Below are 10,228 nucleotides of genomic sequence, written 5' to 3' on the forward strand. Positions count from 1 at the left end.
ATAGCCCTTGGCATCGGATTGCGTCCGGCCGGCACCGGTGAAGTTCGGATCGAGCGGCGCCGGGTGCTGGTCGACGACATGAACGTAGCGGCCGCAGGCATTGGCCTGCCACAGCTCGACCAGCGTGTTGGGCACGCCGCGGCCGTCCTCGTCGAGCACATAACCATGCACGATGATGCGCTCGCCGAGCGGCTCGCCCTTGGCCTGGATGGTGAGGTCGTTGTCGTGCGCGCGCACGGTCTCATGACCATAGACCGGCCCGGTCAGCTCCGAGAGCGTGTGCCGCATCGGGATCAGCGGCTTCGTGGGCGCGCGCTTGATCGCGCTCCGGTACGCAGGCGACAGGCGCGGGGGATGGACGCTGTTCGAAGCGACCGGGTAGATCAACGTCATGTGCTTTCTCCAGATCGGATCGCCGCCCGCGCCGGATATCAGGCCGGCGCCTTGAAATCGTAGGAGATGCGCCCGGCCGGCAGATAGAACAGCGCGATGACCGCGCCGCCCCTCACCTCCGGATAGTGCCGGCTGCCGGGATCCGGCGCGGTCCAGCCCGGCCCCTGCCAGCCCTGCAACCCCTTCAGCTGCGCGCCCTTGTCGAGCGGAACGACGAGATTGAGCTCGCCATAGGGGTGGCCGTGATATTGCCCGCGCAGCACGTCATGATCGTCCTCGTCCTTGAAGCGGCGCGGATCGGCGCTGTTCATGTAGACCGCGGTGATGCTGAACTGGAACGTCTCTGGGACCGGCTCAAGGATGCGGCTGCGCCGATAGTTCGGGCCCTCCACCTCCTGGTTCGCCGCCCAACCCTCCGCGACTCCCATTTTGATGAGGCGGGCGAGATCCTGGTACAGCGCGCTGTCCTCTCCATAGGTCTTGTTGAGCCATCGCTCCATCGCCGCGCTAGGCGTCATGTCCTTGACCTCGCGCAGAAACGGAATGCTGCGTTCGATAAGCTGTTCACGGCTTCCCATGACTTTCTCCTGGTCTAATCCTCGAAACCCTTGAAGGAGGCGAATGCCTCCACATCCGCTCGCGGCATCAGCCGCGCGCGCGACCGCTCCCTGGGGTGGCCCAGCGAGATCCCGCAGGCCACCATCTGCTCGGCGGGGATCGACAACAGCGGACGCAGTATCCGGTGGAATCTGGCGAAGGTTTCCTGCGGACAGGATTGCAGCCCGCGCCCCACCGCCGCCAGCATCACGTTCTGGATGAACATGCCGAGATCGAGCCAGCTTCCCATCGCGAGGCGCCGATCGATGGTGACGATCAATCCAACCGGCGCGCCGAAGAACATGAAGTTCTTTGCGGTCTGCCGGCTCCTCGCCGCAATGTCGCTTTGCGCGATCCCGAGCGAGTCATAGAACAATCGCCCGAACTCCTGGCGACGGCCGAGATACGGCTCGGGGAAGGCGCTGGCGTAGTATTGATATTCGGAGACGTGCTCGTTCGGCTCGTTCTCAAATGCATGCAGCAGCGCAGCGGACACCTCGGTTTTGGCGGCGCCGGCGAGCACGTAGACGTGCCAGGGCTGGATGTTGGCGCCGCTCGGCGCGAACCGCGCCACGCGCAGGATCTGCTCGACGGTCGATCGGGAGACCGGACTGCCGGAGAACTCGCGGCACGACAGCCGGCCGGCCATCACCTCGTCGATCGGATTGCGCGCGGCTCCGCACGCCACATCCCGGTCGATCACGACTTCTTCACGAGCGAGCATCCCCCGTCCTCCATCGGTCTGAACGCCTCTTCACCCGGGATCGTGGCCAGCAGCTGGTAGTAGTCGAACTGGTATTTCGATTCCTCCGGCGACTTGACGCGGAACAGATACATGTCGCGGACCAGCCGACCGTCGGGACGGATCCTGCCGTTGCGGGTCATGAAATCGTTGACCGGCAATTCGCGCATCTTGGCCGCGACCGTCGGCCCATCAAGCGTGCCGGCGGCTTCAACCGCCTTGAGGTAGTGCATGACCGCGCCATAGGTCCCGGCATGGATCACGGTCGGCACCTTCTTCGTCTTCTCGATGAAGCGCTTCGACCACACGCGCGTCTCGTCGTTGAGGTCCCAATAGAAGGCGGAGCTCAGCATCAGGCCTTGCGCGCTCTGCAGCCCGAGGCTGTGAATGTCGGCGATGAAGACGATCAGGCCGGCAAGCTTCTGGGTGCGCGTCACGCCGAATTCGCCGGCCTGCTTGACCGCGTTGATGAAGTCCCCGCCGGCGTCGGCGAGCGCGATCACGTCGGCCTTGGAGGCTTGCGCCTGCAACAGGAAGGACGAGAAATCGGGCGTGTTGATCGGATGCTTCACCGCGCCGAGCACCTTGCCGCCGGTGGCATCGATCACCTTGCGGCTGTCGGCCTCGAGCTGCGCGCCGAGCGAGTAGTCAGCCGAAAGGAAGAACCAGGATTTGGCGCCGAGTCGCGAAATCGCCTTGGTCGTGCCCTGCGACAGCGCGTAGGTGTCGTAGGTCCAGTGGATGCCGGTTGGCGAGCACTCGTCGCCGGTCAGCCGGGACGTTGCCGCGCCGGTGGCGAGAAACAGCTTCTTCTTGTCGCGCGCGATGCCCTGCACCGCCAGCGCGACCGCGGAATTCGGGACGTCGAGGATGGCCTCGACATTGTCGTTCTCCAGCCAGCGCCGGGCAATCGCCGAGCCGATATCCGCCTTGTTCTGGTGATCGCCGGCAACGATCTCGATCGGGCGGCCCAGCACCTTGCCCTTGAAATCGTCCACCGCCATCTGCGCGGCGACCACCGAACCCTGGCCGCCATTGTCGGCATAGAGCGAGGACATGTCGGTCAGCACGCCGAGCCTGACCGGCCCGCTCTGTGCAATCGCCGATGTCCCTGTCGCCATCAGCATCAACGCCAGTCCGATCGATTTACGCGCGCCACTTCGGGCCGCCATCACCCAGGCCTTCATCGCTGTTCTCCTCCCAACCCGGTGCGGGCAATCTTGGCCAGAACGCCGCGTTGCGGAAGTGAAAGTATTGCACGGTGATCCTGAACCGGCTTCAGATGGCCGGTGGTGACAGCATGGCAGCTCGCGGAGAAACCGCTCGGTTGCATCCGCCAGGCGGCTGGCCTTAACTGCGGTCGATCGCGGAATTTTGCCGAGGCGAACGATCCGCTACAGACAGGACTCGCATCGTGTCCGTTTCCTTCAAGACCCTCGATCTGAATCTGCTCAAGGTATTCGACGCCGTCATGGAGGAGCGCAGCGTGCTGCGGGCCAGCCAGAAGGTCGCGCTGAGCCAGTCCGCCGTCAGCCACTCGCTGGCGCGGCTGCGCGAGATGCTGGACGACGACCTGTTCGTGCGCACGGCCACTGGCATGCAGCCGACCGCGCGCGCGTTGACGATGGCGCCGCAGGTTCGCCAGGCGCTGCGATCGCTGGAGGCTGCGGTCGAGCTGCCGACCTTCGCGCCGGCGGCCTCCACCAAGCCGTTCACGTTGGCCGCCAACGACTTCACGACGATGGTGCTGGCGCCGCCGCTGCTGAAGATCCTGGGCCGGGAAGCTCCGGCGATCGACCTCACCATCAAGCCGGTGACGCGGATCGATCTTGCCGAGCAGATCGACCTCGGCCGCATCGACGTCGCGATCGGCGTGTTCTCTTCGCCACCGAGCCGCTTCCGCACCGCGCTGTTGTTCGAATATGACGACGTGCTGATCGTCGGCAAAAAGCGCAAGCTTGGCCGGCTCGACAAGGCAAAGCTCGCGACCCTGCCGCTGGTCGTCGTGTCCTTTGGCGGCGAGCAGGAGGGCGCGATCGGCGGCTTCATCTCCGAGCGCGGACTCGCCCGGCGTTCGGAGATGTACGACCGCCCCGCGCTCGAACGGGCCCTCTCCGACAGCGACCGGCCGCCGCGGATCGCCGTCTCGCTGCCGCATTTCCTTGCCGTGCCCGCACTGCTGATCGATTCCGAGTTGGCCGCGATCGTTCCGCGGCCGCTGGCGCGTGCGCTCGAGCAGGCGCATGCGATCACGACCTATGAACTGCCCTACACCACGACGCCCGTGGAGGTTCGGCTGCTCTGGCACGAACGCGTCGAGGACGAGCCTTCGCACGAGTGGCTTCACGAGGTGCTCCGGCGCGCCACCGAAGAGCTCAGGCGCGGCCGCTAACGGCGATGAAATTAGGTCGGATCGTCATCGCGCTTTAGCTCGTTATTTGAGCATGTTCTTTTCGAAAAACTGCTTCGCACCTTCCGGATCATGCTTTGGCGGCCGGCCGCGCTTCACCACAATTCGCGGCCCTCATTGCGCAGCCATGCTACCGGACATCGGAACCCAGCGCTCGCCGTCGAAACGCTGCGGGCGCAACGACGTGATCAGGCGATAATCATCCGGACTGGTGTTGACGGTGATGCCCGGAATCAGACCCGGCAGCGCCAGGTTCTTCAGCGCGGTGGCCTGCTTCATAAGATTTTGCCGGGAAAGATCGTTGCCGCAGGCCTCGATGACCTTGGTCATCAGCACAGCGACGTTCCATCCGGTGAAGTTGAGCTGATCCTCGATATCGCCCTCGGGATAGTATTTTTTCATGAAAGCCAGCCATTCCAGATAGGCGGGATCGTTGGCCCATTCGGGATCGCCGACCGACTTGGTCGGCGTCGCCGAGATCGCCCCCTTGGCGTTGTCGAGCCCGGCGGGCTTGAGGATCGTCGGCACGAAGTTGCTGCCGATCGGCAGGAACTGCTGCGCGCGCCAGCCGAGTTCGCCCGCCTTGCGGATCGCCTGCGAGGTAAACTTGCCGGTCGATGCATTGAGGAAGACGTTGGCGTTGGTGCTCGCCAGCGCCACGACCTGCGAATCGACCGTCGGCGACGTGACTTCGTAGGGCGAGGCCGCGACGATCTCGGCCTTGGGATCGAGCCGCACCAGTTCGGCCTTGAAGCTGCGGAGATATTCGCGGCCGTAGTCGTCGTTCTGGTACAGCACGGCGACGCGCGCGCCGGGCGTATGCTGAGCCACCAGCCGCGCGTAGATCGCGGCCTCCGTGCTGAACAGCGTCATCCCCGAGATGGTGTAGGGACTGGTCTTCGGATCGGCAAAGCGCTCGCTTGCCGCGAACACGAACAGCTGAGGAATCTTCTTGGCGTTGAGATATTTCTGCACCGCGGCATTCTGCGCCGTTCCCATGCTGCCGAAGATCGCGACCGCCTCGTCATTCTCGATCAGCCTGCGCGTCTGCTCCACCGCCTTCGGCGGGCTGTAGCCGTCGTCGAGCGAGATCAGCTTGACCTTGTGGCCATTGATGCCGCCGCGATCGTTGATCATCTGGAAATAGCGGGTCTGCACCTTACCGACGGCGCTCAGGGCCGACGCCGGCCCGCTATAGGGCATGGTCTGGCCAAGGATCAATTCGGTCTCGGCAGCGCCGGCCGAGCCGCAGGCCGCGACCAAGGCCGCGAATATGATGACAGCGCGAAGTCCGCGCATACGCTCCTCCCTTGTTTCTTACCCGGAATATTCTTCCTAGGAAGATAATTGTCAACCTCGACGAAAGGCGGCAAATGGCCGCTCCGCCGAGCGATGCGCTTGTGTGAAGCGATCGCAGGAACTTGCGGGGGCGACACGTCAATTCGACGATGCTAGATTGCTGCGACGCATGGCGCCGGCGCCCTTGGCGCGGGACGAAGGGGACTGGAAGGGAATGAAGAAAAGCAGCGTGTCACGCCGCGCCGAACCTGCGATCAAGCCGCCGCCTACGCCCGACAGCACCCTTTACGACGACATCGAAGCCGCCTGGCTTGCACAGCGCCCCGACCTCGACCTTGCCGCGGCCTGCACCTTGTTGCGGCTCGAGCGCGTCAACCAGCTGCACGAAATGCGCCTGCAGGACATCGCGAAGGCCGTCGGCCTGCAAACCGGCGAGCTCTATGTCCTGCTGGCGCTCCGGCGCTCCGGGAAGCCGTACGAGTTGCGCCCGACCGACCTGTTCCGCGCGCTCCTCGTCACGTCGGGTGCCATGACCAAGCGCGTGGCGCGGCTTCAGGAAGGCGGCTTCGTCCTCCGCGTCTCGGCCAGCGACGACGGCCGTTCGGAACTGGTCCGCCTCACCGCCAAGGGTCTTGCGACCGCCGACCGCGGCATTGCCGAGGTGGCAAGGGTGGTCGAGGCCGTGACCGAAGCAAGTGGACTGACCAAGGCGGAGCTCGCGATGCTGGACCGCTGCCTGCGCAAGCTGCTCGCGGTCAGAGCCGTGAAGGCGCCGAAGAAGTCCGGCCGGCTTGCGGCGGCGGATTAGCTCTGCCGCCGGCAACATGACGCAACGGCCTTGTTGCCCGTCTTCAGCAGCGCTTTGAGATCGCATGAACTGTCTTCGGCCTGGTCGGGCGTCGGCGAAATGCCCGCTGCGATCAGGCGCCGCGCCACCATCTGGTCGGCGGGATTGTTGATGCTGTCGACTGCGACGAGCTTGCCCTCCCGGTAGCTGAACACGGAGAACCGACCGGCTTCGGCGCGCAGCGACCGGATCGCGATCCGGTCGCTGCGCGCCGAGTGCCCGACGATCTGAAGCTTGAGATCGTGTTGATCCGACCAGAACCTCGGCACGCTGTCATAGGCCTCATGGCTTTCCGCGATCGCAAGTCCCGCGGACCGTCCCTGGTCCTGCGCGTGCTGAACCGACTCCAGCCTGATCCATCCTCCCGCGAAGCGGCTGTAGTGATTGGCGCAGTCGCCGGCGGCATAGATGCCCGGGTATGCCGTCCGGCCGTGCTCATCCACCACGATGCCATTGGCGCAATCCAGCCCCGCGGCAACGGCGAGCTCATCATTGGCGATGCCGCCAATGCCGACCACGACAAGGTCGGCGCCGAGACGGACGCCTTCGTTCAGCTCGACCGCCGCGATCCGTCCGCCATCGCCGATCATTGCCGAAACGGCCGTGCCGAACTTCACCGCAACGCCCGCTCGTACGTGACGATCGAGCAGGAAGCGCGACACCACCGGAGAGACCGCCCGCTCGAGCAACCGCGACGCGGCCTCGATCACGGTCACCTTCTTGCCGAGCTTGGCCGCCGAGGACGCCACCTCGAGCCCGATGAAGCCGCCGCCGACGATCACGATCTCGCTGGCCTCGCCGAGTCTCGCCCTGAGGTCGGCGGCATCGGCGATCGATCTGAGATAGCAGACCCCGTCGAGGTCGGCGCCACGGACCGCGATCCTGCGCGCGCGCGAGCCGGTGGCAATGACGAGGCGTTCGAAGTCGAGGACCGCGCCGCCGGCCAATACCACCCGGCCGGCGTTGCGATCGATCCCGACAACGCGGCTGCCAAGACACAGCTCGATCCTGTTGTCGGAGAAAATTGCCTCGTCGTGCATCAGCAGACCCTGCGCGCTGATCTCGTCGAGCAGAAAATCCTTCGACAGCGGCGGACGCTGATATGGCAGCGCGCTCTCATCGGCGATCACGGTCACCGGCTCGGCATAGCCGGCTTCACGCGCGGTGAGGGCGGCCTGAATGCCGGCATAGGAAGCGCCGATGACGACAAGGCCGCTCACGGCTTGACGTCCGCACCGCCATCACCGGCGGTTTCCAGGGCGGCGCCGCCGTCGAGCAGCACATAGACCTCGCCGTCGCGGATCTCGACCTTGAACGCCTCGATATTCCTGTAGGCGCTCGACCGGCATTTGCCGTCACGGACATCGAACATCGCGCCGTGCAGCGGGCATTCGATCACATGTCCTTCGAGAAAGCCTGTCGATAACAGCGCAAACGCGTGCGAGCAGACGTCGCCGGTCGCGAAGACGTCGTCGTCGACCTTGTAGAGCGCAACGCGCCGCTCGCCGAGCTTGAAGCCCAACGGCTCCCCTTCCGACAGTTTCGCGGCGGCGCACAGATGGTGCCAGGTCATGAGATAGCGTCTCCTGGGTCGATGCGGAGAAATCGGCGCGGAGACGATGCCCGCGCCCAAGGCGTCAAATCCGATCAGCGCGGAATCTGCCGCCAATCCTCGGCAGCGGAGGCGAGCCGGCCGCCGACGGCGCGGATGTCCTTGTAGGACATGACCTCGCTCTGGCCGCTTTTCGGCGCCTTGCCGTTCATGAAGCCGCGCACCTCGTCGAGCAGCTGGCGACGCACCCTGACGATCGCCTGGTCCGCCGAGCAGAGATATTCCTGCGAACGGTCGACGATCGGCCCCATGCTGACCATCACAACGAAATCCTCGATGACAATCTCATGGAAGCCGGTGCTGTTGCCGGCATCCATGATCTGGCGATTCTGCCCCCAATTATTGCTTTGATCGCCCGGCAGGCCGCCAGCCATCGGCCACTGGTTGGCGCGCTGCACCTTGCGCCAGGAATCCACCGGCTTCTCGGGATTGTAGAAGATGTACCACTGGATCAGGTTCTCGTCGTCGATCGGCACCGCGATGATCGCGGTGCGGTCCTGCTGCGGCCCGGAGAAGATGGGCGCGATCAAGCCATAGTACGGCATCACGAACTCGGTGACTCGGGCAAGGCATGACCCATCCGGTGCGGTGCGCAGCGCCGCGGCCCGGAAACCATAGGGCTTCTTGTCGAACTCGTAAGCGACTTCGGTGTTGACGCGCGTCGCGCCGAAATCGGTCGACGACGTCGCGGTCCAGCTCTGGTGCAGCAGCGCGACATGCGAGGAATCGATGGTGGCCTCGACGCCCTGCAGCCAATTGGCTTTGAGTTCGATGCCGGCTGCGTAGACCTGATCCGGCGGCAGATCCATCCATTCGAAGTCGGGCGCGGGCGGCGCCGCGCCCTCGCCGAGCCAGACCCAGATCAGCCCGGCGCCTTCGCGCGCAGGATAGGCTTTCGCCTTCACGGTCTTGGCGAATTCCTTCGGATTGTTCGGCTCGTTGGGAACGTCGAGCACCTCGCCCTGCGCATTGATCTTCCAGCCGTGGAACAGGCAGGTCAGCGAACAGTCGTCGACCCGTGCCAGCGCCAGCGACGCGCCGCGGTGCGGACAGGCCTCGTCGAGGAAGCCGACCGAACCGTCCTTGCCCCTGAACGCCACGAAGTTGCGGCCGAACAGCTTGACCCGAACCGGCGCCTCGCCCTTGCGGACGCGCACCGAGAGAACCGCCGGCAGCCAATAATGCTGCCGCAGCATCCGTCCCATCGGCGCGTCACCCGTGACGCGGCACAGCAATTCGTTCTCTTCCCTCGTGACCATCGCGAAACCTCCCTGATTGACGCCTCTACCGTTCCGGGCCTAATATCTTCCTAGGAAGATTATTGTCAAGTTATCTTCCGAAGAAGCCATATTGGGAGACATCATGACCAAGGGACGCCTCAAGGATCGCATCGCACTGGTGACGGGAGGTAGCCGCGGGGTCGGCAAGGGCGTGGCGATCGGCCTTGCCGAGGCCGGCGCGACCGTGATCGTCACAGCGCGGACGCGCAACAGCGGCGGATCGGAATGGCCGGGCTCGCTCGACGAGACCATCGCCGCGATCGACGAGGCCGGCGGCTGCGGCATCGGCCTTTTGTGCGATCACTCCGACGACGGCTCGGTGCAGGAGGTCTTCGACCTGATCCGGCGCGACCACGGCCGGCTCGACGTGCTGGTCAACAATGTGTTTGCGGCGCCGAACGTGATGCCGGTGAATGTCCCGTTCTGGCAGGTCCCGGCATCGCTATGGGACACCATGCACCGCGTCGGCCTGCGCTCGCATTTCGTCGCCAGCCAGTTGGCGGTGCCGCTGATGCTGCCGCAGCAGCGCGGCCTGATCGTCAACACGTCGTCGGGCGGCGGCGTCAGATACACGTTCAACGTTCCGTTCGGCGTGCAGAAATCAGGCGTCGACCGGATGGCGCGCGACATGGCGCATGAGCTGAAGCCGTTCGGCATTGCCGCCGTTTCGATCTGGCCCGGCTACATCAAGAGCGAGAAGCTTGCGGCGCAGCCCGATCGCGTCCCGCCGGCGCTCGCCAAACTGATCGCCGAACGCGGCGAGACGCCGGTGTTCGCCGGGCGCGCGGTGGCGGCACTCGCCAGCGATCCCGACGTGATGACCAAGAGCGGCCAGATCCTGCTCGCCTCGGAGCTGGCGGTTAAATACGGCTTCACCGATGTCGACGGAAAGGTTCCGCCGCCGCCGAGCCGCGATCCCGCGCCGCTCGCCGTGTTCAAGCCGGGCGTCACGCCTTGAGATCGGCCCGGGAGGTGATCGCGCATCGCGTGGTCGCCATGCGCGGAGACAGCAGTTTTCGCTAGACGTCGAAGAACACCGTCTCGTTGT

11 protein-coding genes are annotated in these 10,228 nt (G+C 65.1%); 3 read left to right on the forward strand and 8 right to left on the reverse strand.

Annotation, left to right across the window (positions count from 1 at the left end; translation table 11 throughout):
• From AKL29_RS04905 to AKL29_RS04920, 4 genes are all read right to left on the reverse strand, one after another.
• A partial coding sequence (locus tag AKL29_RS04905) for a dioxygenase family protein (RefSeq protein ID WP_488230417.1) occupies positions 1 to 393 on the reverse strand: 393 nt, incomplete at its 3' end.
• Between the two features lie 38 nt (positions 394 to 431).
• Complete coding sequence (locus tag AKL29_RS04910) at positions 432 to 971, reverse strand: 4-hydroxylaminobenzoate lyase (protein ID WP_050383335.1); 540 nt, start codon at positions 969 to 971, stop codon at positions 432 to 434.
• Positions 972 to 985: 14 nt separating this feature from the next.
• Positions 986 to 1,714: a nitroreductase gene (locus tag AKL29_RS04915; protein ID WP_082190479.1), complete on the reverse strand. Its 729-nt coding sequence runs from the start codon at positions 1,712 to 1,714 to the stop codon at positions 986 to 988.
• The gene (locus AKL29_RS04920) at positions 1,690 to 2,919 is read right to left on the reverse strand and encodes an ABC transporter substrate-binding protein (RefSeq protein ID WP_430648851.1); all 1,230 of its coding nucleotides are present in this window, start codon (positions 2,917 to 2,919) and stop codon (positions 1,690 to 1,692) included. Before AKL29_RS04920 ends, AKL29_RS04915 begins: the two co-directional genes overlap by 25 nt.
• Positions 2,920 to 3,146: 227 nt before the next feature.
• On the opposite strand from AKL29_RS04920, the gene AKL29_RS04925 reads away from it, so the two are divergent.
• Positions 3,147 to 4,124, forward strand: coding sequence for a LysR family transcriptional regulator (locus AKL29_RS04925; protein ID WP_050383336.1), 978 nt, complete (start codon positions 3,147 to 3,149; stop codon positions 4,122 to 4,124).
• A gap of 132 nt (positions 4,125 to 4,256) precedes the next feature.
• Here the strand turns inward: AKL29_RS04925 and AKL29_RS04930 are convergent, their stop codons facing one another.
• Entirely contained in the window at positions 4,257 to 5,441 is a 1,185-nt protein-coding gene (locus AKL29_RS04930) for an ABC transporter substrate-binding protein (protein WP_028338187.1), read from the reverse strand.
• Between the two features lie 214 nt (positions 5,442 to 5,655).
• Between AKL29_RS04930 and AKL29_RS04935 the strand changes: the two genes are divergently transcribed.
• The gene (locus AKL29_RS04935) at positions 5,656 to 6,249 is read left to right on the forward strand and encodes a MarR family winged helix-turn-helix transcriptional regulator (RefSeq protein ID WP_160321711.1); all 594 of its coding nucleotides are present in this window, start codon (positions 5,656 to 5,658) and stop codon (positions 6,247 to 6,249) included.
• Here the strand turns inward: AKL29_RS04935 and AKL29_RS04940 are convergent.
• The 3 genes from AKL29_RS04940 to AKL29_RS04950 form a co-directional block, all read right to left on the reverse strand.
• Complete coding sequence (locus tag AKL29_RS04940; protein ID WP_050383338.1) at positions 6,246 to 7,508, reverse strand: NAD(P)/FAD-dependent oxidoreductase; 1,263 nt, start codon at positions 7,506 to 7,508, stop codon at positions 6,246 to 6,248. The two genes, AKL29_RS04935 and AKL29_RS04940, sit on opposite strands and share 4 nt — an antisense overlap.
• Positions 7,505 to 7,861 carry a non-heme iron oxygenase ferredoxin subunit gene (locus tag AKL29_RS04945; protein WP_050383339.1) on the reverse strand — a complete coding sequence of 119 codons (357 nt, stop codon included), beginning with the start codon at positions 7,859 to 7,861 and terminating at the stop codon, positions 7,505 to 7,507. The genes AKL29_RS04940 and AKL29_RS04945 overlap by 4 nt, the downstream gene beginning before the upstream one ends.
• Positions 7,862 to 7,935: 74 nt before the next feature.
• On the reverse strand, positions 7,936 to 9,159 hold the full coding sequence (locus AKL29_RS04950) for a Rieske 2Fe-2S domain-containing protein (protein ID WP_028338186.1): 1,224 nt from the start codon (positions 9,157 to 9,159) through the stop codon (positions 7,936 to 7,938).
• Positions 9,160 to 9,262: 103 nt separating this feature from the next.
• On the opposite strand from AKL29_RS04950, the gene AKL29_RS04955 reads away from it, so the two are divergent.
• Positions 9,263 to 10,138: an SDR family NAD(P)-dependent oxidoreductase gene (locus AKL29_RS04955; protein WP_050383340.1), complete on the forward strand. Its 876-nt coding sequence runs from the start codon at positions 9,263 to 9,265 to the stop codon at positions 10,136 to 10,138.
• The last annotated feature ends 90 nt before the right edge of the window (positions 10,139 to 10,228 follow it).

This window comes from Bradyrhizobium pachyrhizi (assembly GCF_001189245.1).
Taxonomy (GTDB): domain Bacteria; phylum Pseudomonadota; class Alphaproteobacteria; order Rhizobiales; family Xanthobacteraceae; genus Bradyrhizobium; species Bradyrhizobium pachyrhizi.

Excerpts from the sequence above, each read along its gene's own strand:
- AKL29_RS04920 (WP_430648851.1), bottom strand. The coding sequence starts at position 2,919 with ATGAAGGCCTGGGTGATGGCGGCCCGAAGTGGCGCGCGTAAATCGATC.
- AKL29_RS04930 (WP_028338187.1), bottom strand. The coding sequence starts at position 5,441 with ATGCGCGGACTTCGCGCTGTCATCATATTCGCGGCCTTGGTCGCGGCC.
- AKL29_RS04915 (WP_082190479.1), bottom strand. The coding sequence starts at position 1,714 with ATGCTCGCTCGTGAAGAAGTCGTGATCGACCGGGATGTGGCGTGCGGA.
- AKL29_RS04945 (WP_050383339.1), bottom strand. The coding sequence starts at position 7,861 with ATGACCTGGCACCATCTGTGCGCCGCCGCGAAACTGTCGGAAGGGGAG.
- AKL29_RS04910 (WP_050383335.1), bottom strand. The coding sequence starts at position 971 with ATGGGAAGCCGTGAACAGCTTATCGAACGCAGCATTCCGTTTCTGCGC.
- AKL29_RS04950 (WP_028338186.1), bottom strand. The coding sequence starts at position 9,159 with ATGGTCACGAGGGAAGAGAACGAATTGCTGTGCCGCGTCACGGGTGAC.
- AKL29_RS04955 (WP_050383340.1), top strand. The coding sequence starts at position 9,263 with ATGACCAAGGGACGCCTCAAGGATCGCATCGCACTGGTGACGGGAGGT.
- AKL29_RS04935 (WP_160321711.1), top strand. The coding sequence starts at position 5,656 with ATGAAGAAAAGCAGCGTGTCACGCCGCGCCGAACCTGCGATCAAGCCG.